The 25,910-nt window shown below is 70.2% G+C and carries 18 protein-coding genes; 6 read left to right on the top strand and 12 right to left on the bottom strand.

Annotated elements, in window-relative coordinates; genetic code table 11:
* The first annotated feature begins 38 nt into the window (after positions 1–38).
* From ACIDOF_RS30705 to ACIDOF_RS30695, 3 genes are all read left to right on the top strand, one after another.
* Complete coding sequence (locus ACIDOF_RS30705) at positions 39–1,265, top strand: thiolase family protein (RefSeq protein WP_409009431.1); 1,227 nt, start codon at positions 39–41, stop codon at positions 1,263–1,265.
* On the top strand, positions 1,262–3,394 hold the full coding sequence (locus ACIDOF_RS30700) for a 3-hydroxyacyl-CoA dehydrogenase NAD-binding domain-containing protein (protein ID WP_409009430.1): 2,133 nt from the start codon (positions 1,262–1,264) through the stop codon (positions 3,392–3,394). Before ACIDOF_RS30705 ends, ACIDOF_RS30700 begins: the two co-directional genes overlap by 4 nt.
* 76 nt (positions 3,395–3,470) lie before the next feature.
* Positions 3,471–3,848, top strand: a complete 378-nt coding sequence (locus ACIDOF_RS30695; protein ID WP_409009429.1) for an NTP pyrophosphohydrolase — start codon at positions 3,471–3,473, stop codon at positions 3,846–3,848.
* On the opposite strand, the gene ACIDOF_RS30690 is transcribed toward ACIDOF_RS30695, so the two are convergent.
* The 9 genes from ACIDOF_RS30690 to ACIDOF_RS30650 form a co-directional block, all read right to left on the bottom strand.
* Positions 3,830–5,413: an ArnT family glycosyltransferase gene (locus ACIDOF_RS30690; protein WP_409009428.1), complete on the bottom strand. Its 1,584-nt coding sequence runs from the start codon at positions 5,411–5,413 to the stop codon at positions 3,830–3,832. The genes ACIDOF_RS30695 and ACIDOF_RS30690 overlap by 19 nt on opposite strands.
* Positions 5,414–5,541: 128 nt before the next feature.
* Entirely contained in the window at positions 5,542–7,065 is a 1,524-nt protein-coding gene (locus ACIDOF_RS30685) for an amino acid permease (protein WP_409009427.1), read from the bottom strand.
* A gap of 224 nt (positions 7,066–7,289) precedes the next feature.
* A complete protein-coding gene (gene dxs / locus ACIDOF_RS30680) occupies positions 7,290–9,221 on the bottom strand; it encodes a 1-deoxy-D-xylulose-5-phosphate synthase (protein ID WP_409009426.1) in 1,932 nt (643 codons plus the stop codon).
* A gap of 221 nt (positions 9,222–9,442) precedes the next feature.
* The gene (locus ACIDOF_RS30675) at positions 9,443–10,786 is read right to left on the bottom strand and encodes a sugar ABC transporter permease (protein WP_409009425.1); all 1,344 of its coding nucleotides are present in this window, start codon (positions 10,784–10,786) and stop codon (positions 9,443–9,445) included.
* The gene (locus tag ACIDOF_RS30670) at positions 10,783–11,619 is read right to left on the bottom strand and encodes an ATP-binding cassette domain-containing protein (RefSeq protein ID WP_409009424.1); all 837 of its coding nucleotides are present in this window, start codon (positions 11,617–11,619) and stop codon (positions 10,783–10,785) included. The genes ACIDOF_RS30675 and ACIDOF_RS30670 overlap by 4 nt, the downstream gene beginning before the upstream one ends.
* A 175-nt stretch (positions 11,620–11,794) precedes the next feature.
* Positions 11,795–12,889 (bottom strand): substrate-binding domain-containing protein, encoded by a 1,095-nt coding sequence (locus ACIDOF_RS30665; RefSeq protein WP_409009423.1) that lies wholly within the window; start codon positions 12,887–12,889, stop codon positions 11,795–11,797.
* A 121-nt stretch (positions 12,890–13,010) separates the two neighbouring features.
* Positions 13,011–14,210 carry an ROK family protein gene (locus ACIDOF_RS30660; RefSeq protein ID WP_409009422.1) on the bottom strand — a complete coding sequence of 400 codons (1,200 nt, stop codon included), beginning with the start codon at positions 14,208–14,210 and terminating at the stop codon, positions 13,011–13,013.
* 112 nt (positions 14,211–14,322) lie between these two features.
* On the bottom strand, positions 14,323–15,237 hold the full coding sequence (locus ACIDOF_RS30655; RefSeq protein ID WP_409009421.1) for a helix-turn-helix domain-containing protein: 915 nt from the start codon (positions 15,235–15,237) through the stop codon (positions 14,323–14,325).
* A 73-nt stretch (positions 15,238–15,310) separates the two neighbouring features.
* Positions 15,311–15,523: a hypothetical protein gene (locus tag ACIDOF_RS30650; RefSeq protein WP_409009420.1), complete on the bottom strand. Its 213-nt coding sequence runs from the start codon at positions 15,521–15,523 to the stop codon at positions 15,311–15,313.
* Between the two features lie 196 nt (positions 15,524–15,719).
* On the opposite strand from ACIDOF_RS30650, the gene ACIDOF_RS30645 reads away from it, so the two are divergent.
* Both ACIDOF_RS30645 and ACIDOF_RS30640 read left to right on the top strand, forming a co-directional pair.
* A complete protein-coding gene (locus ACIDOF_RS30645) occupies positions 15,720–16,013 on the top strand; it encodes a hypothetical protein (protein ID WP_409009419.1) in 294 nt (97 codons plus the stop codon).
* Between the two features lie 65 nt (positions 16,014–16,078).
* Positions 16,079–17,641 carry an MFS transporter gene (locus ACIDOF_RS30640; RefSeq protein ID WP_409009418.1) on the top strand — a complete coding sequence of 521 codons (1,563 nt, stop codon included), beginning with the start codon at positions 16,079–16,081 and terminating at the stop codon, positions 17,639–17,641.
* 28 nt (positions 17,642–17,669) lie between these two features.
* On the opposite strand, the gene ACIDOF_RS30635 is transcribed toward ACIDOF_RS30640, so the two are convergent.
* The 3 genes from ACIDOF_RS30635 to ngcE all read right to left on the bottom strand — a co-directional run bounded on the left by ACIDOF_RS30635 (position 17,670) and on the right by ngcE (position 21,103).
* A complete protein-coding gene (locus tag ACIDOF_RS30635; protein WP_409009417.1) occupies positions 17,670–18,605 on the bottom strand; it encodes a carbohydrate ABC transporter permease in 936 nt (311 codons plus the stop codon).
* Complete coding sequence (locus tag ACIDOF_RS30630) at positions 18,605–19,534, bottom strand: carbohydrate ABC transporter permease (RefSeq protein WP_409009416.1); 930 nt, start codon at positions 19,532–19,534, stop codon at positions 18,605–18,607. Before ACIDOF_RS30630 ends, ACIDOF_RS30635 begins: the two co-directional genes overlap by 1 nt.
* Positions 19,535–19,654: 120 nt before the next feature.
* Positions 19,655–21,103 (bottom strand): N-acetylglucosamine/diacetylchitobiose ABC transporter substrate-binding protein, encoded by a 1,449-nt coding sequence (ngcE, locus tag ACIDOF_RS30625; RefSeq protein ID WP_409009415.1) that lies wholly within the window; start codon positions 21,101–21,103, stop codon positions 19,655–19,657.
* A 706-nt stretch (positions 21,104–21,809) separates the two neighbouring features.
* Between ngcE and ACIDOF_RS30620 the strand changes: the two genes are divergently transcribed.
* Positions 21,810–25,661, top strand: a complete 3,852-nt coding sequence (locus tag ACIDOF_RS30620) for a GH92 family glycosyl hydrolase (protein WP_409009505.1) — start codon at positions 21,810–21,812, stop codon at positions 25,659–25,661.
* The last annotated feature ends 249 nt before the right edge of the window (positions 25,662–25,910 follow it).

Below are 25,910 nucleotides of genomic sequence, written 5' to 3'. Positions count from 1 at the left end.
CAGCGGCAGCGATCCCGCACCCCTGGAGGAGAGCCATCGTGCCTCGTACCGTCAGGGACGTCGTCTTCGTCGACGGCGTCCGCACCCCGTTCGGCAAGGCGGGCCCGAAGGGCATCTACCACGAGACCCGCGCCGACGATCTCGTCGTGAAGTCCATCCGGGAGCTGCTGCGCCGCAACCCGAACCTCGACCCCGCCAAGATCGACGAGGTCGCCATCGCCGCGACCACCCAGATCGGTGACCAGGGTCTGACCATCGGGCGGACCGCAGGCATCCTCGCCGGCCTTCCGCAGTCCGTGCCCGGTTACTCCATCGACCGCATGTGCGCGGGCGCCCTGACCGCCGTGACCTCGGTCGCCGGTTCGGTCGCCTTCGGCGCGTACGACATCGCCGTCGCCGGTGGTGTCGAGCACATGGGCCGCCACCCCATGGGGGAGGGCGTCGACCCGAACCCGCGGTTCGTCAGCGAGAAGCTGGTCGACGAGTCGGCGCTGTTCATGGGCATGACCGCCGAGAACCTGCACGACCGCTACCCGAGCATCACCAAGCAGCGCGCCGACGAGTACGCCGTGCGCTCGCAGGAGAAGGCCGCCAAGGCGTACGCCGACGGCAAGATCCAGGCCGACCTCGTGCCGATCTCCGTACGGCGGACCAACGAGGAGGCGGGTGAGACCGGTTGGGGGCTCGCGACCGCCGACGAGCCGATGCGTCCGGGCACCACGCTGGAGAACCTGGCCGGGCTGAAGACGCCGTTCCGTACGCACGGTCGCGTCACCGCCGGCAACGCCGCGGGTCTGAACGACGGCGCCACCGCCTCGCTGATCGCCTCCGAGGACTTCGCGCGCGAGAACAACCTGCCGGTCAAGATGCGCCTCGTGTCGTACGCCTTCGCGGGCGTCGAGCCGGAGGTCATGGGTTACGGCCCGATCCCGGCGACCGAGAAGGCGCTCGCCAAGGCGGGCCTCGGCATCGGTGACATCGGCCTGTTCGAGATCAACGAGGCCTTCGCCGTGCAGGTGCTCGCGTTCCTGGAGCACTACGGCATCGCCGACGACGACGCGCGCGTCAACCAGTACGGCGGCGCCATCGCGTTCGGCCACCCCCTCGCCTCCTCCGGTGTGCGTCTGATGACGCAGCTGGCGCGGCAGTTCGAGGAGCAGCCGGAGGTCCGTTACGGCCTCACGACCATGTGCGTCGGCTTCGGCATGGGCGCCACGGTCATCTGGGAGAACCCGCACCACAAGGACGCCGGAGGCGACAAGTGAGCACCACCACCGCTGAGCTCCTCAAGGGCGCGGCCGAGCTGTTCCCCGACGAGGTCGTGACGCAGGCGCACGTACGCCACCTCGACCTGCCGTACGGCGCGGGCCGGTTCGCCCTCATCACGCTGGACAACGGCCTGGACCACACCAAGCCGACCACCTTCGGCCCGCAGTCGCTCGCGAACCTGAACGCGGCCGTGGACCAGGTCGAGGCGGAGGCCAAGGCCGGGGACATCGTCGGCGTCGGCCTCACCGGCAAGCCGTTCATCTTCGCCGTCGGCGCCGACCTCAAGGGCGTCGAGCTGCTGAAGCAGCACTCGGACGCGCTGGCCATCGGCAAGGGCGGGCACGACGTCTTCAAGCGCCTGTCCGCGCTGGCCGTGCCGACCTTCGCGTACTACAACGGCGCGGCCATGGGCGGCGGTGTCGAGGTCGGTCTGCACTGCACCTACCGCACCGTGTCCAAGGCGCTGCCCGCGTTCTCGCTGCCCGAGGTCTTCCTCGGCCTGGTGCCCGGCTGGGGCGGCTGCGCGCTGCTGCCGAACCTGATCGGCGCCGAGAACGCCGTCCAGGTCATCATCGAGAACTCGCTGAACCAGAACCGTCAGCTCAAGGGCAAGCAGGTCTTCGAGCTCGGCATCGCCGACGCGATCTTCGAGGGCGCCGACTTCCTTGAGCAGTCGCTGCTTTGGACCGCGAAGGTCCTCAAGGGCGACGTCAAGGTGGAGCGCCCCGAGGTGGACCGTGGCGAGGCCTGGGACCAGGCCGTCGCCAAGGGCCGCTTCATCGCGGACGGCAAGGTGCACGGCGCCGCCCCGGCCGCGTACCGCGCGCTCGACATCATCGCCGCGGCCAAGGACGGCGACCTGCAGGCTGGGTTCGACGCCGAGGACCAGGCGCTCGCCGACCTCATCATGGGCGGTGAACTGCGCGCCGGGCTCTACGCGTTCAACCTGGTGCAGAAGCGCGGCAAGCGGCCCGCGGGCGCCCCGGACAAGAACCTGGCGCGTCCGGTCAGCAAGGTCGGCGTCGTCGGCGCCGGTCTGATGGCCAGCCAGCTCGCGCTGCTGTTCCTGCGCCGCCTGGAGGTGCCGGTCGTGCTGACCGACATCGACCAGGAGCGCGTCGACAAGGGTGTGGGCTACGTCCACGCCGAGATCGACAAGCTGCTCGGCAAGGGCCGCATCAACCAGGACAAGGCCAACCGCCTCAAGGCCCTGGTCACCGGTGTGCTCGACAAGGCCGAGGGCTTCTCCGACGCCGACTTCGTCATCGAGGCCGTCTTCGAGGAGATCGGCGTCAAGCAGCAGGTGTTCGCCGAGGTCGAGGCCGTCGCCCCGGCGCACGCGATCCTCGCGACCAACACCTCCTCGCTGTCGGTCACCGAGATGGCGTCGAAGCTGAAGCACCCCGAGCGGGTCGTCGGCTTCCACTTCTTCAACCCGGTCGCCGTGCTGCCGCTCCTGGAGATCGTCCGCGGCGAGCAGACCGACGACGCCTCCCTGGCCACCGCCTTCGGTGTCGCCAAGAAGCTGAAGAAGACCGCGGTGCTGGTGAAGGACGCCCCGGCGTTCGTCGTCAACCGCATCCTGACCCGCTTCATGGGCGAGGTGCAGAACGTCATCGACGAGGGCACCCCGGTCGACGTCGCCGAGAAGGCCGTCGAGCCGCTCGGCCTGCCGATGTCGCCGCTGGTGCTCCTGGAGCTCGTCGGCCCGGCGATCGGCCTGCACGTCTCCGAGACGCTGAACCGCGCCTTCCCGGAGCGCTTCAAGGTCTCCCCGAACCTGAAGGCCGTCGTGGACGCCGGCAAGCGCGGCTTCTACGTCTACGACAGCGGCAAGCCGGAGCTCGACCCCGAGGTCCAGGCCCTCCTCAAGCAGGGCGACAGCGTCCTGACGGAAGAGCAGGTCCGCGACCGCGTGCTCGACGCCGTGGCGCAGGAGATCGGCCTGATGCTCGACGAGGGCGTCGTCGCCGAGGCGCAGGACATCGACCTGTGCCTGATCACCGGCGCCGGCTGGCCCTTCCACCTGGGCGGCATCACGCCGTACCTGGACCGTGAGGGCGTCTCCGAGCGCGTCAACGGCAAGCGGTTCCTGGAGCAGGGCGTGGCGAGCGTGCCCGCGTAACTCTGCTTCTTTCTCGTACGGCTGCCCCCGGTGCCTTGTCGGCGTCGGGGGCAGTGGTGCGTGAGAGGGTCGGTCCATGCGCACTCTGCTCGTCGTCGACGCCGCCAACACCGTGGGTTCCGTGCCGGACGGGTGGTGGCGGGACCGGCGGGGTGCGGCCGAGCGGCTGCGGGACGGGCTCGTGGCGTACGCGGAGACGGGCGTCGACGGACATCCCGGTCCGCTCGACGTGGTGCTCGTCGTGGAGGGCGCGGCGCGCGGTGTGGAGTCCGTGCCGGGCGTACGGGTGGACGCGGCGCCGGCGAGCGGGGACGACCGGATCGTGGAGCTGGTCGCCGAGGCCGCGGCGGACGTCACCGTGGTGGTGACCGCCGACCGTGAACTGCGGCGCAGGGTCGGCGAGTTGGGCGCGGTGTGCGTGGGGCCGCGGACGGTCTACCCGACCCGGCGGTAGATCACCGCGTCCTCGACCTCCGCGGTCCGCTCGTACCCGGCGGCGAGCAGGGCCTTGAGCGTGGGCAGGGCGTCGGGGGCGTACGGCTTGCCGCGGGAGTCGTCGACGATCAGGGCGGGCGGGTCGGCGGCCAGCTCGGCGCGGAACACGTCCCAGGCCCCGTCGACCGCGTACTTCTCGCCGACCTGCGGGCCGTTGCGGCCGCCGCTGTAGTTGGTGAGGAACCCGGCGGTGAGGTACCGGGTGGCGGGGGTGCGGTCGGCGAGCCAGTACGTCTCGGGGTGCATGCCCCAGACGAGGACGCGGTCTTCGGGGCCCGTGGCGTTGCCGATCGCGTGGGCGACCCGCTGTGCGTGCGCGAGGTCGGGGCGCGGCGCCAGAAACCCCCAGGCGAGGAAGAGGGCGCAGGCGAGCGCGGACGTGGTGAGCGTCGCCGGTGTCCAGTCGCGCGGCAGGCTCTGCAGGGCGGCGGTGCCCAACAGGGCCAGGGCGGGCACCAGTTGGAGGTAGTAGTGGCCGAAGAAGTGGAAGCCGACGCAGACGGCGGCGGCGGACGCGCCGAGCCACAGCCACAGCTCGGCGGCCCCGGTGCGGGCGATCCGCAGCACTCGCACGACGGCCGGGAGCAGCCCGGCGCAGGCCACGGCGAGCAGCGCGGCGTTGGTCAACGCCCGTGACAGTACGTGCAGTTCGGAGCCGGTGAAGGAGGCGTACGCGCCCGAGCCGGTGACCGTCCAGAACAGGAAGCCGCGCGGGTCGGTGGCGAGCGCGGCGGCGAGGACCGGCAGCACCGCGCCGGCCGCGAGCCGCAGCACGTCGGCCCGGCGGGGGCGGAAGCGGGAGCCGGGGCCGGTGCGGGGGCCGGAGCCGGGGCCGGTGCGGAGGCCGGAGCCGGGGCCGGTGCGGGGGCGGGAGCGCCAGAGCATCCACAGGACGGGCAGGAGGACGGCGCCGCCGGTCTGCTTGGCGAGGACCGCGGCGGCGACGGCCAGGCCGCAGCAGGCCCAACGGCGGCGGTCGGCGCACCATACGGCGGCTGCGGTCGCCGGGAGCATGAAGACCTCGAAGGTGGCGGCCTGCGTGTCCTCGGGGTTCAGCCCGACCGAGAGGAACAGGTACAGGACGCCCGCGGTGCGGCCCGCGCTGTCGCCCCAGCGGCGCCGGGCGAGGGAGGCGAGCAGCACGGCGGTCGCGAGGTGCGCGAGGACGGCGAGGATCTTCAGCGGCAGCAGCGAGTCGTCGCCGAACACCGCGAACGCGCCCTGGTAGAGCCAGGGCAGGAGCGGGGGTTTGCGGTCGACGACCGTCTCGTACAACTCGCCGCCGTCGGCCAGCATGCGGGCCTGGACGGCGAGGAAGCCCTCGTCGGGGTTCCACAGCTTCAGCCGGAACGACGGGAGGCGGGTGAGGAGCGCGAGCAGCGCGAGGGCGGCGACGAGACGCGGCCAGTACGCGGTCCTGGCCGCCCGCGCGGGCGCCGGACGCACCGCCCCCGGTTCGCCGCGCTGCTGGGGCAGCGTGGGTGTGCTGCGGGGCGGGTCGTCGGAGCGCGGCTCGGCGGGCATGGGCGCCAAGGTATCTGGCGCTGGGGGGTGGGGTGTTGAGGGGCGGGGAGTTCACGGGGCGTGCGGTGGCCGCTCGGGCGCCGCACGCCCCGTGAACTCCCCGCCCCTCAACCGGAACGCGGGTGGGATCAGAGCGGCTGCTGCACGTCCCTGCCCGAGATCGCCTTGCCCAGACGGCTGTGCCTGCGGCCGTACAGGAAGTACACGACGACGCCGAGGAGCATCCATGCGCCGAACCGCACCCAGGTCTCGCCCGGCAGGTTCAGCATCAGCCACAGCGACGCGGCGATGGAGAGGACCGGCAGCACCGGAACCCACGGGGTGCGGAAGGAGCGGTGCAGGTCGGGGCGGGTGCGGCGGAGCACCATCACGCCGAACGCGACGACCACGAACGCGAACAGGGTGCCGATGTTCACCAGCGTCGCCAGCTCGTTGATGCTGGTGAAGCCGGCGATGACGGCGATGACCACGCCCAGCAGGATGGTCGGCCGGTACGGGGTGCCGAACTTCGGGTGCGTGACGGAGAAGAACCGCGGAAGGAGACCGTCCCGGCTCATCGCGAAGAACACGCGGGTCTGGCCGAGCAGCAGGATCAGACAGACCGTCGTGAGGCCGACGGCGGCGCCGAAGCTGATGACGCCCGCGTAGAACGGATGCCCGACGTCCTTGAAGGCGTCGGCCAGCGGGGCGCTGACGGACAGTTTCGTGTAGTGCTGCATTCCGGTGACGACCAGCGCCACCGCCACGTACAGCACGGTGCAGATGAACAGCGAGCCGAGGATGCCGCGGGGCATGTCGCGCTGCGGGAGCTTGGTCTCCTCGGCGGCGGTGGCGACCACGTCGAAGCCGATGAAGGCGAAGAAGACGATGGACGCGGCGGTGAAGATGCCCATCACGCCGAAGTTGGTGGGCTCGTAGCCGAACATCAACTGCACCAGCGGGGCGGTCTCCCAGCCGCCGCCGGCCTCCGGGGTCACCGGGTCGGGGATGAACGGCTTGTAGTTGTCGCCGACGATGAAGAACAGGCCGGCCACGATGACGATCATGACGACGGTGACCTTGATCGCCACGACCAGGGCGGTGAACCGGGCGGACAGCTTCATGCCGAGGACCAGGATCACGGTCAGGACGAGGACGAGCAGGAACGCCAGGATGTCGAAGGTGCCCCCTGGCACGTCCGGCCCTTCGAGTGACACGGGTAGGTGCCAGCCGGCGTTGTCCATCAGCGAGCGCACATAGCCGGACCAGCCGACCGCGACCACCGCCGTGCCGAGCGCGAACTCCAGGACCAGGTCCCAGCCGATGATCCAGGCGGGGAGCTCGCCGATGGACGCGTACGCGAAGGTGTACGCCGAACCGGCGACGGGCACGGTCGACGCGAACTCCGCGTAGCACAGCGCGGCCAGGGCGCAGACGATGCCCGCGGCGACGAACGCCAGGGCGGTCGCCGGGCCCGCGTTCTCCTTCGCCACCTTGCCGGTGAGGACGAAGATGCCGGTGCCGATGATGACGCCGACGCCGAAGACCGTCAGGTCCCACCAGGACAGCGACTTCTTGAGTGCGTGCTCCGGTTCCTCGGTGTCCTGGATCGACTGCTCGACCGTCTTGGTGCGGAAGAGTCCGCCTGAGGGTGGAGGTGTGCTGCTGCTCACGGGCCTGCTCCCTTGCTGACGATGCTCGCCATGACCGAAACCTGCGCGGCGTGTCTGTGCCCGTATGCCCGGATGGCAAGGAGTTTCACACGAAAGACCCGGCCCGGCCACCCGTAGGAGGGCGGCCGGACCGGGCCTGATGACGCCTTGCGGACGGCGCCGTTCCGTGCTGGGGAGCTGTCTCTGACGGGGCCTGTGCGGGCCCCGTCGGCGTCCCGTGCGGGTCAGTCGCGGGCGGGCTCGACGGCGTTGCTGCCGTTGGCCGCCGGGCTGTCGAACCGCCCGTCGAGCTTCGCGACGAGGCCGGTGACCTGGCGGGCGATGTCGGGGGCCGTGAGGCCGATCTCCGCCATGACCTCCTTGCGCGAGGCGTGGTCGAGGAACCGCGGCGGGATGCCGAAGTCGCGCAGCGGCACGTCCACACCGGCGTCCCTGAGGGCCTGCGCGACGGCCGAACCGACGCCGCCCGCGCGGGAGTTGTCCTCGACGGTGACGACGACGCGGTGCTGCTCGGCGAGCGGGGCGAGCGCCTCGTCGACCGGCTTGACCCAGCGCGGGTCGACGACGGTGGTGCTGATGCCCTGCTTGTCGAGGAGGTCGGCGATCTCCAGGCACATCGGCGCGAGGGCGCCCACGGAGACGAGCAGGACGTCCGGCTTGTCGGCGCCGGGCGTGCGCAGCACGTCCATGCCGCCGACCTTGCCGACCGCCTTGACGGCCGGGCCGACGGCGCCCTTGGAGAAGCGGACCACGGTCGGGGCGTCCTCGACGGCGACGGCCTCGCGCAGCTGCATCCGGACCTGGTCGGCGTCGCGCGGGGCGGCGATGCGCAGGTCGGGCACGCACTGCAGGATCGACATGTCCCACATGCCGTTGTGCGAGGCGCCGTCGGTGCCGGTGATGCCGGCGCGGTCCAGGACGAAGGTGACGCCGCACTTGTGCAGGGCCACGTCCATCAGGAGCTGGTCGAAGGCGCGGTTCAGGAACGTGGCGTACACGGCGAAGACCGGGTGCAGGCCGCCGTGGGCGAGGCCGGCCGCGCTGACCGCGCCGTGCTGCTCGGCGATGCCGACGTCGTACACGCGCTCCGGGAAGGCCTTGGAGAACTTGTCCAGGCCGACCGGCTGCAGCATGGCCGCCGTGATCGCGACGATGTCCTCGCGCTCGTGGCCGAGCTTGACCATCTCCTCGCCGAACACGGACGTCCAGTCGAGGCCGGACGACGAGATCGGCAGGCCCGTGTCGGGGTGGATCTTGCCGACGGCGTGGAAGCGGTCCGCCTCGTCGTCCAGGGCGGGCTTGTAGCCGCGGCCCTTCTCGGTGAGGCAGTGCACGATGACGGGGCCGCCGAAGCGCTTGGCGCGCTGCAGGGCGGACTCCAGGGCCTCGATGTCGTGGCCGTCGATCGGGCCGACGTACTTCAGGCCGAGGTCCTCGAACATGCCCTGCGGGGCGATGAAGTCCTTCAGGCCCTTCTTGGCGCCGTGCAGCGTCTCGTAGAGCGGCTTCCCGACGACCGGGGTGCGCTCCAGGATGTCCTTGCCGCGGGCGAGGAACCGCTCGTACCCGTCGGTGGTGCGCAGGGTGGCCAGGTGGTTGGCGAGGCCGCCGATGGTGGGGGCGTACGAGCGCTCGTTGTCGTTGACGACGATGACGAGCGGGCGGTCCTTGGCGGCGGCGATGTTGTTGAGCGCCTCCCAGGCCATGCCGCCGGTGAGCGCGCCGTCACCGATGACGGCCACCACGTGGTCGTTCTTCTTGCGCAGCTCGTTGGCCTTGGCGAGGCCGTCGGCCCAGCCGAGGACGGTCGAGGCGTGCGAGTTCTCGATGACGTCGTGCTCGGACTCGGCCTGCGAGGGGTAGCCGGAGAGGCCGCCCTTCATCTTCAGCTTGGAGAAGTCCTGACGGCCGGTGAGCAGCTTGTGCACATAGCTCTGGTGGCCGGTGTCGAAGAGGACCTTGTCCTTCGGCGAGTCGAACACGCGGTGCATGGCGATGGTGAGCTCGACCACGCCCAGGTTCGGGCCCAGGTGGCCGCCGGTCTTGGAGACCGCGTCGACGAGGAAGCCACGGATCTCGGCCGCGAGCTCGTCCAGCTGCTCGTGGCTGAGCCTGTCCAGATCGCGCGGCCCCTTGATACGGGTCAGCAGGCCCACCCGTGCCTCCTAGGTTCTGTGGTTCGGTCGAGCTGTTTCGAGCTTGTGCCGGGTCTGTCGAGTCTAATGTTCCGCCCGCGGTGCCCGCCGTCGGGTGGGGTCACCCGTGGGGCGGTACGTCATGCACCCGACCGTATGCGGACAGGCGGGTGCCCGGCACCAGGGGGATGGGTGCCGGGCACGGGGCGGGGTCCCGGGGCCGGAGCCCCGGGGGGTGCGCGTTACGCGCGGCCCGCGGTCTTCTGCGTACGCCGGGAGACCGAGTCGATCACGACCGCGGCGAGCAGCACCGCGCCGGTGATCATGAACTGGATCTCGCTGGCCATGCCGAGCAGGTTCAGGCCCTGCTGGATGGCCTGGAGCACGAGCATGCCGAGGAGCGCGGACCACACCTTGCCGCGCCCGCCGAAGAGGCTCGTGCCGCCGATGACGGCCGCGGCGATGACCAGCATCAGGGTGTTGCCGGAGCCCAGGTTCTTCGTCGCGCCGCCGGAGAGCGAGGCGATGAAGAGGCCGCCGAACGCGGCGAGCATGCCGGAGATCGCGAAGACCGTGATGCGGATCCGGTCGACGTTGATGCCGGCGCGGCGGGCCGCCTCCGCGCTGCCGCCGACCGCGAAGACCTGCCGGCCGAAGGTGGTGCGCCGGGCCACGAAGTCCGCGATCACGAGGACGGCCAGGAACAGCACGAGCGCGAGCGGCAGCCCGCGGGAGCCGGGCAGCTCGTTCAGGACGTACGCGGCGACGAGCACCAGGACCGCGACGACCGCCGTGCGCAGCGCGATCTCGCTGACCGGCCGGGACGGCAGCCCGGCGCTCTTGCGGCGCTTGGTGTCGAGCAGCAGCGAACCGGCGTACGCGGCGATGGCGATCGCGGCCAGGCCGTACGCGGCGGCCTTGTCCTCGAAGAAGTAGCCGGTGAGGTTCTCGACGACGCCGCCGGAGGGCGCGTTGATGCTGCCCTCGTTGCCCATCAGCCAGATCTGCAGACCGCTCCAGCCGAGGAAGCCGGCGAGGGTGACGACGAACGCGGGCACGCCGATCTTCGCGAAGAAGAAGCCGTGCAGGGCGCCGATGACCAGGCCGGACAGGACGGCCACCAGGACGGACGTCCAGTCGCCCCAGCCGTTGGAGACGTTCAGGACCGCCCACACGGCGGCGCCCATGCCCGCGACCGAGCCGACGGACAGGTCGATCTCGCCGAGCAGCAGCACGAAGACGATGCCGACGGCCATGATGCCGAGGCCGGACGTGAAGACCGCGATGTTGGTGAGGCTGCTCGCGGAGAGGAACTTGTCGTTCTGCGCCTGGAAGACGATCGCGATGATGATCAGGCCGATGACGACGGGCAGGGAGCCCAGCTCGCCGCCGCGGATCTTCCGGCTGAACTCCGTCCAGTAGCCCTTGAGTCCCTGCTCGCGCACGAGGAGGCGCGGGTCCACGGCGGGCACGGGTGCGGCGCTCGCCTCGGTCGCCACCGGCTCCTTGCTCACCGAGACAGGCTTCTCGTCCGCCGCCGCGGGCTTCTCGTCCGTCCCGGCGGGCTTCTTGGTGAGGTCGCTCACTTCGCGTCCCCCTTCGTGAACGTGCCGTCCGCGGCGGCCTGTCGGTCCTCGCCGTTGCCGGCCGTACGGGCCTTGCGGCGGGTCACGGCGTTGTCCGTGGCGCCGGTGATGGCGGCGATGATCTCCTCGTGGGAGGTGCCGGCGACGTCGAAGACGCCGTTGTTGCGGCCCAGGCGAAGGACCGCGACGCGGTCGGCGACGGCCTGCACGTCGGCCATGTTGTGGCTGATCAGGATCACGGCGTGGCCGCGCTCGCGCAGCCGCTCGACCAGGTCGAGGACCTGCGCGGTCTGCTCGACGCCGAGCGCCGCGGTCGGCTCGTCGAGGATGACGACCTTGGGGTCGCCGACGAGGGCGCGGGCGATCGCGACGACCTGCCGCTGGCCGCCGGAGAGCGCGGCGACCGGGATGCGGACGCTGGGGATGCGGATGGAGAGCGTGTCGAGGAGCTCCTTGGCCCGCTTCTCCATGGCGATCTCGTCCAGGACCGGGCCGTGCTTCAGCTCGCTGCCGAGGAACAGGTTGGCGACGACGTCGAGGTTGTCGCAGAGCGCCAGGTCCTGGTAGACGGTGGCGACGCCGAGGTTCTGGGCGTCCTGCGGCCGGTTGACGCGGACGGGCCGCCCCTCCCAGACGATGGCGCCGTCGTCGATGGGGTGGACCCCCGAAATGGTCTTGACGAGGGTCGACTTGCCGGCGCCGTTGTCGCCGACCAGGGCGACCACCTCACCGGCGTGGATCTCCAGGTGTACGTCCGTGAGTGCCTGGACGGCACCGAACCGCTTGGAGACTCCGCGCAACGCCAGCACGGGCGTAGCGGACACGTGAATCATCTCCTTCGCCGCCTGATCGGCGGGGATGGTGCAAGGGGGGTACGCGCGAGGGGGCGCGCTGAGGGCCCCGCACAGGGGGTGCGAGATCGAGCCCGTCCGGCGATTGAGGACGAGCCCGCAGGGCGATCGACGGCACCCGAGCCGACTTCAGCCGTGAACGGGTGCCGTACGACGACTACTTGATGCCCGCGGAAGCGCACGCCTTCTTGAACTCAGCCGTGCAGATCTCGCTCGCCTTGTACACCTTGTCCTTGAGGATCGTGCCGGCGATGTCGGCCTTGGTCACGATCTGGGCGTCGTACAGCTTCGCCGGGGTGCCCTTGAACTCGCCGCTGATCGAGTCGACCTTGGTCGGCGTGAGGTCCTTGATGTCCTTGCCCTGGAGCAGGCGGACGGCGATCTCGGCGGTGGTCTCGGCCTCCGGCTTGATCTGCTTGTAGATGGTGAACGACTGCTTGTCGCTCAGGATCCGCTGCAGACCGGCGAGTTCGGCGTCCTGGCCGCCGACGGGGACCTTCACGCCGCGCTTGTCGAGGGCGGTGATGATGCCGCCGGCCATGCCGTCGTTGGCGGAGTAGACGCCGTCGAAGCCGTCCTTGCCGAGGGAGTCGATCGCGGCGGCCATCTTCTTGTTGGCCTCGTCCGGCGACCAGTCCGGGATGTCCTGCTCGTAGACGACCTTGCCGACCTGCTTGTCGAGGACGCTGTGGGCGCCCTTCTTGAACAGCGGGGCGTTCGGGTCGGTGGGCGAGCCGTTGATCATCACGACGTTCGCCTCGGCGGCGTCCTCGCCGAGCGCCTTGACCAGGCCCTCGCCCTGCAGGCGGCCGATCTTCTCGTTGTCGTACGAGACATACGCGTCGAGCGGGCCCTCGGCGAGGCGGTCGTACGCGACGACCTTCACGCCCTGGTCCTTGGCCTTCTTGACCCAGGACTTGGTGGCCTTGTAGTCGACGGAGTCCAGGATGATCACCTTGACGCCCTCGGTGAGCAGCGCCTCGAACTGCTTCTTCTGGGTCTCGGTGTCCTGGGCCGCGTTGTTGTACTTGACCTCGCAGTCGGAGCACAGCTCCTTGATCTTGCCCTCGATGATCGGGCGGTCGAAGGTCTCGTAGCGCGTGGTCTTGTTCTCCGGGAGCAGCAGACCGATGGTCTTGCTGTCGCCGCCGCTGCCCTCTTCGCCTTCTCCGGCCTTGCCGCAGGCGGTCAGCGCGAGGGCCATGGAGACCGTCGCGGTGCCTATGACGACGCGGCGCGTCATTGCGTTCATGTGGGGTGCCTCCCTGACGAGGCCGCGTCGTTGCGGCCGAGGTGGCTGGAAGTCAACTCGGCCGCGCGAGCAGCGTCAAGGAGTAAATCCTTAACGAGATGACAACGGTGCCATCCGTTATCTAAGTGAAGACAGGTGTGGGTGCGGGCAGCGAGCCGTCCAGAAGGGTCGAGTCGCCCATCTCGCTCAGCGCGAGCGCGAGCGCCCCGAGCACCTCGGCCCGCCCGCCGAGCGCGCCCGGCAGCACCGACAACTTCCGTGCGGCGCTGGGGATCGCGTACCGCCCCACCGACTCGCGGATCGGCCCGAGCACCAGCTCCCCGGACTCCGCGAGGTCCCCGCCGAGCACCACGCGCGAGGGGTTGAGGAGATTGCACAGGTTGGCGACGCCGCTGCCGATGTGCCGGCCCACGTCCGCGATCACGCGCCGGCAGCCGGGGTCGCCGTCCCGGGCGAGGGCGACGACCTTCTCCATCGTCAGACCGGCGCCGTGGCTGGACTCCAGGAGCGGCAGGACGTACCGCGCGGCCGTGAAGGTCTCCAGGCAGCCGCGGTTGCCGCAGCGGCAGACCGGGCCCGACTCGTCGAGCGTGATGTGCCCGATCTCGCCTGCGGTGCCGCCCGGGCCGCGGTAGATCTGCCCGTTGATGACGAGCCCGGCGCCGACGCCGCTCGCCACCTTGATGTACGCGAGGTCCTTCACGCCCCGGCCGCTGCCCCAGACCAGCTCGCCGAGCGCGCCCAGGTTGGCGTCGTTGTCGACGTACACCGGGACGCCGAGGCGGCCGGAGAGCTCCTGGCCCGGGTTGGCGCCCTGCCAGCCCGGCAGGATGGCCGTGGAGCCGAGCGTGCCGGTCTCCACGTCGATCGGGCCGGGCACGCCGAGGCCGACGCCCGCGACCTTGGAGCGGTCCACGCCGGTCGTCTCGATCAGGCGGCCGACCAGCTCCTCGGCCCGGTCGAAGCCCTGCGCGGCGGAGGCGTCGACGTCCAGCGGCTCGGCCTCCTCGGCGAGCACCTGGTGGGCCAGGTTGCCGATGGCGACGCGCAGGTGGGTGTGGCCGAAGTCGACGCCGACGACCAGGCCGGCGTCCCCGCTGAGCGAGACGCTGCGGGCCCGGCGGCCGCCCGCGGAGGTCGGGGTGACCTCGACGGTGCCGCTGTCCTTGAGCTCCCGGACGATGTTGGAGACCGTGGCCGCCGACAGGCCCGTCGTCCTGGCGATCTCCGCCTGAGTGAGCGATCCCGCCATCCGCACGGCCCGCACGACCCGTTCGAGATTGGCCCGGTGCAGCGACGACTGCGACCCCGGAGTCTCCACGACGACCTCCTCTGCCGAGGCCGCTTCTCTGAGGCTCCGGCTTACTAAAACTTGTAAAGCCTAAGCTCAGCCTCCGCGGACAATGCCCGTCAAGCCCTTGACGGAAGTACGTTCACAAGACAGCTTCCTCGTCGGCAGCCGCCCCGGTGGCCGCGGCGGCCTCGCGCCCGCCCGCCCCCGCGCCCGCGACCTGCGCCGCGAGCAGCCGCAGGGCGTCCGCCGAGGCCCGGTCGGCCGGGGTGTAGAGCTCCAGGCGGTGGTCCGGGCTCTCGGGCTGGAGCCACACCTGGTAGTCGACGTCTACGCCGCCGACCGTCGGGTGCTGAAGGCTCATCCGCCCGACCGTGCAGTCCGCGACGTCGCCCTTCGCCCACAGGGACGCGAACTCGCCGCTGCGCATGGTGAGTTCGCCGATCAGCTCGGCGAGCCGCGCGTCCGTCGGGTACCGGCCCGCGGTGAGCCGCAGGTACGCGACGTGGATACGGGCCAACTCCGCCCAGTTCCGGTGCAGTTCGCGGGCGAGCGGGTCGAGGAAGAACATCCGCGGCACGGACGGCCGGCGGGCCGGGTCCTGCGGGGCGTCGAAGTCGAGGTGTTCGGCGACGAGGGCGTGGCCGGTGCGGTTCCAGGCGAGGATGTCGCCGCGCCGCCCGAGCACGACGGCCGGGCTCGCCTCGCCGAGCGCGTCGAGCAGCGTGAGGACGCGTCGGTGCGGCCGCTCGGGCCGGGGCCGTACGAGCCGTGGAGTGCCGCTCTGCCGGGCGAGGTTGTGCAGGTGGGCCGTCTCGGTCGGGTCGAGCCGCAGCACCTTCGCGAGCGCGTCGAGGACCTGCTGGGAGGCGGTGCCGGCCTGGCCCTGTTCGAGCCGCGTGTAGTACCCGGCGCTGACCCCGGCCAGCTGGGCCAACTCCTCGCGCCTGAGGCCCGGTACGCGGCGGGCGGTGCCGTAGGTGCGCAGGCCGGCGTCGGCGGGGGTGACGCGGTCGCGGCGGTTCTTGAGGTAGGCCCCGAGGCTCTCCGTCTCCATGCGTCCGAGCGTAGGCGGCAGGCTCCTCGGCGTGCCTGCCCCTGCGAGGTGCACCCACGCCTGCCGGTGGGGCTCAGGCGGCGTCGTACTCGTGGGCCCGGCCTCCGCGCCATTCGATCAGCGGGGAGTCGGCCAGGACGAGGCCGTCGGGGTCGTCGAGGCCCGCGCGCCGCAGGAACTCGATCAGGTCGCGGTCGTTGCGGGCCAGGCCGAGGATCTCGCCGTGCACGGTGACGCGGCGGCCCCCGCTCCCCTGCGGCTGGTGGACGACTATCGGCGCACTCATACCTCCAGGGTGCCGCAGGGCACGGCGTACGGCTCTGGGCGGGACGCGTTCAGTGGACGGTTCAACGGAACGGGCAAGGGCCTCCGGCATGTTCCGGCGGGCGGGCGCGCGTAGAGTTTGAAGGGACGTGACCGGTGCTTCAGCGGTCGCCGTCAGCGCCCCGCTCCGGTCCGTCGTCCGATGAGGAGCGTGCGTCATGAGGATGATGCTGAGAGCGCGACTGGACACGCAGATCTCCAACGAGGCGATCAAGAACGGCAGCCTCCCGAAGCTCATGCAGCAGCTGACGGAGACCCTCAAGCCCGAGGCGGCCTACTTCGGCCCCGAGGACGGCTGTCGTTCCTGCACCTTCGTCTTCGACATGCAGGACAGCTCGCAGATGCCGACCATCGCCGAGCCGCTGTTCGGCGAGCTCGGCGCGAAGATCGAACTGCACCCGGTGATGAACGCTGAGGACCTGCAGAAGGGCCTGTCCGCACTCCAAAGGTGACCCTGCGAGGTGTACCCACGGGAGGGAGATGGCTGCCGCGGCGCTGAGGCCGCATCGTCCGACGCATGAACGCAAGCGTGAACGGACAACGCCCCTCTTCCGTCTCCCCCTCTCCCGTCTCCCCCTCCCCCGGCCCCCGTGCCTGGCTCGGGCTGCTCGTCGTGCTCGGGCCGGTGCTGCTTGTCGCCATGGACAGCTCGGTGCTGTTCCTGGCGATGCCCGCCGTGTCCGCCGCGCTCGCGCCGAGCGCGGACCAGGCGCTGTGGATCCTGGACGTGTACGGCTTCGCGGTGGGCTCCCTGCTCGTCGCGTTCGGCGCGATCGGCGACCGGTACGGGCGACTGAAACTCCTGACCGTCGGCGCCGCCGTGTTCGGCCTCGCCTCGGCGGGCGCGGCGTTCGCCCCGAGCCCCGAACTCCTCATCGCCGCGCGGGCGTTGATGGGGGTGGCCGGTGCGACGCTGCTGCCGTCCGCGCTCGCCGTGCTCAGCGGGCTGTTCGCCGACCCCAGGCAGCGCTCCCGCGCGATCGGCGTGTTCGCGGCGACGTTCGCGGCGGGCTTCGCGGTCGGCCCGGTCGTCGGCGGGCAACTGCTCAGCGGCTTCTGGTGGGGCTCGGTGTTCCTGATCAACCTGCCGGTGGTCGCGCTGTTCCTGCTGCTCGCGCCGGTCCTGCTGCGCGAGGTGCCGAGCGGCCGCACGGACCGCGTGGACGTGCTCAGCGTGCTCCTTTCGGCGGTGGGTCTGCTGCTCGCGGTGTACGCGGTGAAGCACACGGCCGCCGAGGGCCTGGCCCCCGTCCCGTCGGCCCTCGGGGCGCTCGGCGCGGCCTCCCTGTTCTGGTTCGTACGGCGCCAACTCGCCCTGGAGTTCCCGCTGATCGACTTCCGGCTGTTCCGCGACCGGGTGTTCACGGTCGCCGCGGTGACGGGTCTGCTGCCGCTGGCGGCGTGGTCGGCGGTCGCGTACCTCGGCGGGGTCTATCTGCAGTCGGTGCTCGGGCTCTCCGTCCTGGACGCGGCCCTGACGGCGCTGCCCGGTGCGGCGGTCCTGACGGTGACGTGCGTCGTGACCCCGGCGTTCGTGGCCCGTACGAGCGTGCGCACCGCGCTGGTCACCGTGCACTTCACGATCGCGGGCGGGCTGCTCCTGCTGCTCGCGACGGGGGCGACGGGCGGGGTCGGCTGGTACGTGGCGGCCACCGTGGTCACCGGGGTCGGGTACGGGATCTCGTTCAGCGTGGTCGCCGACACGGCCGTGGCCGCGGTGCCGCCGGAGCGTGCCGGGTCGGCGGCGGCGATCGCCGAGACGAGCAACGAGATCGGCAACGCCCTCGGCATCGCGCTCCTCGGCTCCCTGGCGACGCTGATCTTCCGCCTCGACGGCCCAGGCCTCGCGGGCACGCTGACGGAGACCCTGCAACTCCCGTCCCTGTCCGCCGAGTCGGCGTCGACGGCCCGCTCCGCGTTCGTCCTGGGCCTGCACGCGGCGGCGTTCGTGGCGAGCGTGCTGCACGCGGCTCTCGGCGCGTTCGCGCTGCGTACGATCCCGAAGTCCTTCGCGGAAGGCGGGGGTTCGGGGGCGGAGGCTCCGGTACCCGCCCCCGGCTCCGCCCCCGCCGCCCGCTGACCCGCCGACGCGCCGGCCTGCCGGTCCGCTACTTCAACGCCCCCGCCGTGAGGCCCGCCACCACCTGCCGCTGGAAGACGATGTACGCCGCGAGGACCGGCAGCATCGCCATGACCAGGCCGGCGAACAGGCCGGACCAGTCGCCCTTGTAGCCCTGGCTGACGGCGAGTTGGACGAGGCCCTGGGTGAGGACCTTGTTCTGGGGTTCGTTGTTGAGGACCGTCGGCAGCATGTACTGGTTCCACTGCCCGAGGAAGTTGAAGATCGTGATGCTGATCAGGCCGGGCTTGGCCATCGGCAGCATGATCTGGAAGAACGTCCGCGTGTGCGAGGCCCCGTCGACGAACGCCGCCTCGGCCACCGAGGTCGGCAGCGTACGGAAGAACGACGTCATGAAGAAGACGGTGAAGGGGAGGGAGTACGCGATGTAGCTGAGGATCAGTCCCGGCAGGGTGTTCAGGAGCGACATGTTCTGCATGACGTAGAACAGCGGCACGAGCGCCAGGATGATCGGGAAGCTCATTCCTCCGACGAAGAGGAAGTAGATGAAGCGGTTCCCGACGAAGTCGAAGCGGGCCAGGACGTATGCCGCCATGGAGCCGAGCAGCATCGTGCCGACCAGTGAACAGCCCACCACGATCAGGGTGTTGAGGAAGTAGTCGCTCATGTGCGCCTCGGTCCAGGCGCGCGCCCAGTTCTCGAAGTGCAGTGTGTCCGGCAGCGACCACGGCGACGAGAAGATGGACTTGTCGTCCTTGAAGGACGTCATGACCGCCCACAGCAGCGGCAGCACCACCATGAACGCCCAGAGGACGAGCATGCCGTGGGAGAAGACGTTGAGGGTCGTGCCCTCGGCGGACTTCTCCGCGGGCCTCGCGGGGGCGGCCTGCGTCTTGGTGACGGCGGTGCGCTGGTCACCGGCGCCGGAGGGCGGCATGCCGGTGTCGGTGTCGGTCGTCTTCATCAGTACTCCAGCCGCTCGCGCCGGCCCATCCGCATCACGATCGCCACGAACAGCAGCGTCACGACGAGCAGGGCCACACCGATCGTCGTTGCATAGGCAGCCTGACCGTCCCGGAACGCCTTCTGGTAGACGTACAGCGGGAGGACGGTCGTCGAATAGTCGGGACCGCCGCCGTTCGGGCCGACGGTCATGATCTGCACCACCGCGAAGGACTCGGCGCCGAGCGCGAGAATCCCCATGTACGCCCAGCCGGACTGCACGGTGTCCCACAGCAGCGGCAGCGTGATCCTGAAGAACGTGGTGATGCGGTTGGCGCCGTCGAGCAGCGCGGCCTCGTAGTAGTCCTTCGGAATGGACGCCATGCCCGCGGAGAACAGGACCACGAAGAACCCGACCGTGCACCAGACCAGCACCGCGAAGACGCACCACAGGGCGAGATCGGGATCGCCGAGCCAGTCCGGCTGCACACTGCCCAGACCGATCGCCTTCAGCCCGGAGTTGAGCGCCCCGCTGTTGGGGTTGTACGCGAACTGGAAGAGCAGCGCGACGATGGCGATGGAGAGGACCTGCGGGAAGAAGTACACGACCTTGTAGAAGGCCGAGCCCCGCACACCCGCGACCGCCGCGTTCTTCCGGCGCCGCCCGCCGACGTTCAGCATGAAGGCGAAGAACAGCGCGAGCGACAGCGTGGCCAGCGGCAGCAACAGGACGAATACCAGGCTGTGTTGGAGCGACTTCCAGAAGACGTCGTCCTCGAACATCTTCAGGAAGTTGTCGAAGCCCACCATCTTGAATTCGGGGCTCAGACCGCTCCAGTCCGTGAACGAATAGAAGATGGACTGGACGAACGGCCAGATGACGAACAGCGCGTACAGCGCGAGCGGGGCCCCCAGGAACCCCGCGATGAAACGGTACTTACCGTGTTGCATTCCTACCGACCCCGATCTTCCCCGGCTTCCCCGCGGGTGCGGCCACCGCCACCGGGCGCCCGGCCGGCGGCGTGCGTACAGAGCCGGGGGCCACGGGTCGTCCGGGGCCCCCGGCGTCGCTCACTGGTGCTTGTAGTGCTTGATCGAGTCGTCCTTGGCCGCCTCGTCGGCGTACCCCTGGATCTTCTTGATGGCCTCGGCCGGGGTGAGGCGGCCCGCCATCATCTCGCCGAGACCGCCGACGCCGATCTTCTCCTTCTGGAGCGCGACGTACCAGTCCTGGATGCGGGGGTTGACGATGTTCTCGCCGGCCTTCTCCAGGGCGGCGACGGCCGACTTGAGGCCCGGGGTCAGCTCGATGCCGTCGGTGCCGCCGTCGAACGCGGTCAGGGACTTCACGGACTTGGTGAAGTTCTTCGAGGAGTCCTCGCTGAGCATGATGCGCAGCTGCTCCATCGCGCCGTCCGGGTTCTTCGCCTTCGACGGCACGATGAACGGCTCGCCGCCGGACGCCCACATGGTGCCGAACGGCAGCTTGTCGGAGGAGTCCAGGCCGGAGGGCGCGGAGACGGCCAGGTCGAAGTCGTCCGGCATGGTCTTCGCCGCCTCGTTCTCCACCCACGAACCGTTGGGCAGGAACAGGGCCTTGCCCTCGGTCCACGCGGTCTGCGACTGGATGTGGTCGAGGCCGGGCGTGCCCTTGAGGATGTAGCCCTTCTTGTAGAGCTCGTAGTACGCCTCGAAGCAGGCCTTGACGGCCGGGTGCTTCCAGGCGTTGGGCTCCAGGTTGTCGATCGCGTCGAGCACCTCGCGGCCGCCGACCTTGGCGATCATCGGGTACAGCGAGAACGGGATGTAGTACGGGTGCTTGCCCGCGTACGTCCAGGGCGCGATGCCCTTCTTCTTCGCCTTCGCGCAGACCTTGAGCATGTCGTCCCAGGTCTCCGGGTACTCCGCGTCGAGGGAGTCGAGGGCCTTCTGCGAGTACCAGACGCCGTAGACCGTGTACGCGTAGTACATGATCCAGACCTTCTCGCCGTCGAACTGGCCCATCTCGACGATGCCGGGGCGGAGGGTGTCGCGGACCTTCTTGCTCGGGTCGTCGACGGACGGCGCGTCCAGGAGCGGCGTCAGGTCGGCGAGCTGGTCCTTGCCGACGAGGACGCCCATGTCCATCTGCTCGGCGCCGGAGTTGTCGATGAGGTCCGGCGGGTTGCCGCCGTTGAAGCGCGGCTGCAGCGTCGACTGGATCTTCTGCGTGGGCTGGAACTTGACCTTGGCCTTGGGGAACTTGCCCTCGTAGACCTTGATGGCGTCCTTCGCGTACTGCGTGCCGAAGCCGCCGTCGAAGAGGACGAAGTCGAGCGGTGCGCTCTCGTTGACGGCGAGGGGGTTGTCCTTGGTCTTCTTGCCCTTGTCGACCTTGTCCTCGGCGCCGCCGTCCCCGCTCGCGCAGGCGGACAGGAAACTCATCGCCGGTACGGACACCAGGCCGAGCGCGGCCGACCGCTTGATCAGATCACGGCGTCCGACACCGTCATTGCCCTTGCGCGCTGAAGTGGATCCCATGCTCAAGTCCTCGCCTTCTCCAGGACTCAGGCGGTGAACCGGACCCTCCCCGGCACCGCGGTGTGGTGAAGCTGGGGTCGTGCGATCTCTCTTCGACTGTTCGCTCTTGGCTGTTCGCTCTTGGCTGTGCGCTTTTCGCTGTTGGCTCTTCGCTCTTCGGGAACGGCTGAATTCGGTCGGCGGTCGCGGCCTTCTCCCCGGCCCGCCCGCATCTCCCCAATTCCCGGCCCCCGCGCCCGCACACGCCGTCGTACGGCTGTCCGGACGCCGACAGGTATAGTCCACTCTCCTTCCGCTGAGCAAGATCGAATACAGCTTTGGTCGGCAGTCTTTCCCGAGTTGAGACCTCCCGGAAGCCCCGCCGCAGCCTCTCCCGCGAAGGCACCCCGCGCCCGTGGACTTTCGTGGGGGATCACCTGGACTTTTGGGGGCGTCGGGACGGCCGTCGCCCGCGCGCCGAGCCGCCCGCTCCCGACTCCCGCCCGCCCGCCGGAAGTTGGCCGCTTTCCGACTGTCCCGGCAGCCGCCGCGCTCCCCCGCCGCCCCCGTGCTCCCCCTTCACCCTCCGACCACCCCCAACACCCTTGACACCCAACCCCACTTGACGCCCTACTGGACCCTGCACTCCGCTCTGACAACGTTGTCCGCCTTGCCTGGAGGCCCCAGAATGCAGAGTCCCCCGCACCGGCCCGCGCGCCGCAGACGTATGGGGCGCAGACGTCCGGGGCTGAGGCCCCTCGCCGTCGTGCCCGTCGCCGCTCTCCTCCTGGTCACCGCGGCCCAGGGCGCCGCCACCGCCGCGCCCCGACCGGCAAGCGGCGCAAAGGAGTTCAGCTCGTCGTTCGAGGAAGGGCAGCCCCGGCCGGACTGGACCAGTGCCGTCGAGACGACCCCCGACGGGAAGAAGAAGGCCGCCGGCGTCAACGGCGAGTTCAGCAGCGGGCTTCCGGGCAACGTCACCGACCGGGTGGGCGAGGTGCGGGCCAGCGGGGAGAACGCGGGCTCCGGTGAGGTGAAGGAGAACCTCATCGACGGCGAGTCCAGCACCAAGTGGCTGACGTTCGCCGCGCAGGGCTGGGTGGAGTACGACCTGTCGGAGCCGGTCAAGGTCCGCAAGTACGCCCTGACTTCGGCCAACGACCACGCCGAGCGCGACCCGAAGGACTGGGTCCTCAAGGGCTCGGCCGACGGCAAGGAGTGGAAGACCCTCGACTCCCGCTCCGGCGAGACGTTCGCGAAGCGGTTCGAGACGAAGACGTACGACGTCGCCAACGACACGGCGTACGCGCACTACCGGTTCGAGATCACCGCCAACAACGGGGCGGCGGACGCGACTCAGCTGTCCGATCTGCAGATCTCCGACGGCAGCACGGGCGGGCCCGCGCCCGAGGACATGATCTCCGCCGTGCACCGCGGGCCGAGCGGCTCGCCGACCGCGAAGGCGGGCGCCGGATTCACGGGCAAGCGGGCGCTGCGCTACGCGGGCACGCATCAGGCGGACGGGCGCGCGTACTCGTACAACAAGGTCTTCGACGTGGACGTGGAGATCGCCCGGGACACCGAGCTGTCGTACCGTGTGTTCCCCGCGATGCCGGAGCCCGCGCCGGATCTGAGTTATGCCGCGACGCACGTGTCGGTGGACCTGGCGTTCACGGACGGCACGTATCTGAGCGAGCTCAAGGCCACCGACAAGCACGGCGGGCTGCTCACCCCGCAGGGGCAGGCCGCGGCGAAGCGGCTGTACGTGAACCAGTGGAACCATGTCGCGTCCGGCATCGGCAGCGTCGCCGCGGGCAAGACCGTGGACCGGATTCTCGTGGCGTACGACTCGCCGAAGGGCCCGTCGAAGTTCCAGGGCTGGGTCGACGACGTGACGCTGAAGAGCGCGCCCCCGGCGAAGCCGAAGGAGCACCCCTCGGACTACGCGTCCACGATCCGCGGCACCAACTCCAGCGGCGGCTTCTCGCGCGGCAACAACATCCCGGCGACGGCCGTCCCGCACGGCTTCAACTTCTGGACGCCGGTGACCAACGCGGGCTCCCTGAGCTGGCTGTACGACTACGCGCGCGGCAACAACGAGGACAACCTGCCGACGCTGCAGGCGTTCAGCGCGAGCCATGAGCCGAGCCCCTGGATGGGCGAGCGGCAGACGTTCCAGGTGCTGCCGTCGGCCGCCGAGGGCGTCCCCGACCTGGACCGGAAGAAGCGGGCGCTCGCGTTCCGGCACGAGAACGAGACGGCCCGGCCGCACCACTACCGCGTCGAGTTCGAGAACGGCATCGAGGCGGAGATGACGCCGACGGACCACGCGGCGATGATGCGCTTCACGTACCCGGGCGACGACGCGAGCGTGCTCTTCGACAACGTCTCCGACAAGGCGGGCCTCAGTCTCGACCAGGAGAAGGGGATCGTCACCGGCTACTCGGACGTCAAGTCCGGCCTGTCCACGGGCGCGACCCGGCTCTTCGTGTACGGGACGTTCGACAAGCCCGTGCAGAGCGGGGACGCGTCCGGTGTGAAGGGCCACCTCCGCTTCGACGCGGGCAAGGACCGCACGGTCACGCTGCGCCTGGCCACGTCGCTGATCTCCGTCGACCAGGCGAAGGCCAACCTGGACCGGGAGATCCCGTCCGGCACGTCCTTCGCCGCCGTGAAGTCGAAGGCGCGGGCGGAGTGGGACGCGCTGCTCGGCAAGGTGGAGGTCGAGGGCGCCACGGAGGACCAGCTGACGACGCTGTACTCCGGGCTCTACCGCCTGTACCTGTACCCCAACTCGGGCTTCGAGCAGGTCCGTACGGACAAGGGCCTGGTGGACCGGTACGCGTCCCCGTTCTCCCCGCAGACCGGCCCGGACACCCCGACGCACACCGGGGCGAAGATCGTCGACGGCAAGGTGTACGTCAACAACGGCTTCTGGGACACGTACCGCACGACCTGGCCCGCCTACTCGTTCCTCACGCCGAAGAAGGCGGGCGAGCTGGTCGACGGGTTCGTGCAGCAGTACAAGGACGGCGGCTGGATCTCCCGCTGGTCGTCGCCGGGGTACGCGGACCTGATGACCGGCACGTCCTCGGACGTGGCGTTCGCCGACGCGTACGTGAAGGGTGTGGACTTCGACGAGAAGGCCGCGTACGAGGCCGCGCTGAAGAACGCGACGGTGGTGCCGCCGAGTTCGGGCGTCGGCCGCAAGGGCATGGACACCTCGCCGTTCCTCGGCTACGCGTCGACCGAGACGCACGAGGGCCTGTCCTGGTCCCTGGAGGGCTACCTCAACGACTACGGCATCGCGAGGATGGCGCGAGCGCTGCACAAGAAGACGGGCGAGGAGCGGTACAAGGAGGAGTCGGAGTACTTCCTCAACCGTGCCCGCAACTACGTGAAGCTGTTCGATGCCAAGGCCGGTGCGGGACAAGGGAGTTCGGACAGTCCGGGCTTCTTCCAGGGGAAGGACCTGAAGGGCGGCTGGCGCGTGGAGTCGTCGAAGTACGACCCGCGCATCTGGGGTCACGACTACACGGAGACCAACGGCTGGGGCTACGCCTTCACCGCCCCGCAGGACTCCCGGGGCCTGGCGAACCTGTACGGCGGCCGGTCCGGGCTGGCGAAGAAGCTCGACACGTACTTCGACACCCCGGAGACGGCGTCCCCCGAGTTCGCGGGCTCGTACGGCGGGGTCATCCACGAGATGACGGAGGCCCGTGACGTGCGGATGGGCATGTACGGGCACAGCAACCAGGTCGCGCACCACGCCACATACATGTACAACGCGGCGTCGCAGCCGTGGAAGACGCAGGAGAAGGTCCGCGAGGTCCTCTCCCGGCTCTACACCGGCAGCGAGATCGGCCAGGGCTACCACGGCGACGAGGACAACGGCGAGCAGAGCGCCTGGTACCTGTTCTCCGCGCTCGGCTTCTACCCGCTGGTCATGGGCAGCGGCGAATACGCCATCGGCTCCCCGCTGTTCACCAAGGCGACGGTCCATCTGGACGGCGGCCGCGAGCTGGTGGTGAGCGCGCCCGACAACAGCGCGAAGAACGTGTACGTGCAGGGCCTCGAGGTCAACGGCAAGCGGTGGACGTCGACGGCGCTGCCGCACGAGGAGATCGCGCGCGGCGGCACCCTGGAGTTCGACATGGGCCCGAAGCCGTCCAAGTGGGGCACGGGCGCGGACGCGGCGCCGGTGTCGATCACGGACGACGACGAGGTGCCGGCGCCGCGGAAGGACGCGACGAAGAACGACGGCCCGCTCTTCGACGACTCCTCCACGACGTCGGCCGAGGTGGCCTCGGTGAACCTGCCGCTCGCCGGCTCCGACGGGACGCGTGCCGTGCAGTACACCCTGACGTCGGCGGACCGCGCGAAGGCCCCCGACGGCTGGGTGTTGGAGGGCTCGGCGGACGGCGACGCGTGGAAGGTCCTGGACCGGCGGGACGGCGAATCCTTCAAGTGGGACCACCAGACACGGGTGTTCTCGGTGTCCGATCCCGGTACGTACCGCCACTATCGGCTCGTTCCGAAGGGAGCTGCGACACTTGCGGAGGTGGAGTTGATCTCGTAACCGGGCTCTTCTCCCCGTGCCGGGCCCCGCACTTGCCGGGGCCCGGCACGCCCGTCGTGCGGCCAGGGACACGCGCGGCGGGGGTCAGGAGAGTGGGCCGCGCCCCAACGACCGCCGCGCTTGCGGAAGTTGGGGTGACGGCGCGGGGCAGAAGGGCAGTACGCACATGAACAGCAGGTCCGCGTCCGGAACGGGGGACGCCGCGCCGACCCTCATAGGCCCGCCGCGGCCGGCCCCTCCCCCGCCGCC

The sequence above is a fragment of the Streptomyces sp. Da 82-17 genome, assembly GCF_046098215.1.
GTDB lineage: Bacteria > Actinomycetota > Actinomycetes > Streptomycetales > Streptomycetaceae > Streptomyces.
The sequence above is the reverse complement of the archived record's forward strand: the minus strand, read 5'-3'. Positions and strand labels throughout refer to the sequence as shown.

Coding starts and splice junctions, on each gene's coding strand:
- ACIDOF_RS30665 (WP_409009423.1), bottom strand. CDS start 12,889: ATGAACGCAATGACGCGCCGCGTCGTCATAGGCACCGCGACGGTCTCC.
- ACIDOF_RS30630 (WP_409009416.1), bottom strand. CDS start 19,534: ATGCAACACGGTAAGTACCGTTTCATCGCGGGGTTCCTGGGGGCCCCG.
- ACIDOF_RS30670 (WP_409009424.1), bottom strand. CDS start 11,619: ATGATTCACGTGTCCGCTACGCCCGTGCTGGCGTTGCGCGGAGTCTCC.
- ACIDOF_RS30635 (WP_409009417.1), bottom strand. CDS start 18,605: ATGAAGACGACCGACACCGACACCGGCATGCCGCCCTCCGGCGCCGGT.
- ACIDOF_RS30620 (WP_409009505.1), top strand. CDS start 21,810: ATGGGGCGCAGACGTCCGGGGCTGAGGCCCCTCGCCGTCGTGCCCGTC.
- ACIDOF_RS30650 (WP_409009420.1), bottom strand. CDS start 15,523: ATGAGTGCGCCGATAGTCGTCCACCAGCCGCAGGGGAGCGGGGGCCGC.
- ACIDOF_RS30640 (WP_409009418.1), top strand. CDS start 16,079: ATGAACGCAAGCGTGAACGGACAACGCCCCTCTTCCGTCTCCCCCTCT.
- ngcE (WP_409009415.1), bottom strand. CDS start 21,103: ATGGGATCCACTTCAGCGCGCAAGGGCAATGACGGTGTCGGACGCCGT.
- ACIDOF_RS30655 (WP_409009421.1), bottom strand. CDS start 15,237: ATGGAGACGGAGAGCCTCGGGGCCTACCTCAAGAACCGCCGCGACCGC.
- ACIDOF_RS30645 (WP_409009419.1), top strand. CDS start 15,720: ATGAGGATGATGCTGAGAGCGCGACTGGACACGCAGATCTCCAACGAG.
- ACIDOF_RS30695 (WP_409009429.1), top strand. CDS start 3,471: ATGCGCACTCTGCTCGTCGTCGACGCCGCCAACACCGTGGGTTCCGTG.
- ACIDOF_RS30690 (WP_409009428.1), bottom strand. CDS start 5,413: ATGCCCGCCGAGCCGCGCTCCGACGACCCGCCCCGCAGCACACCCACG.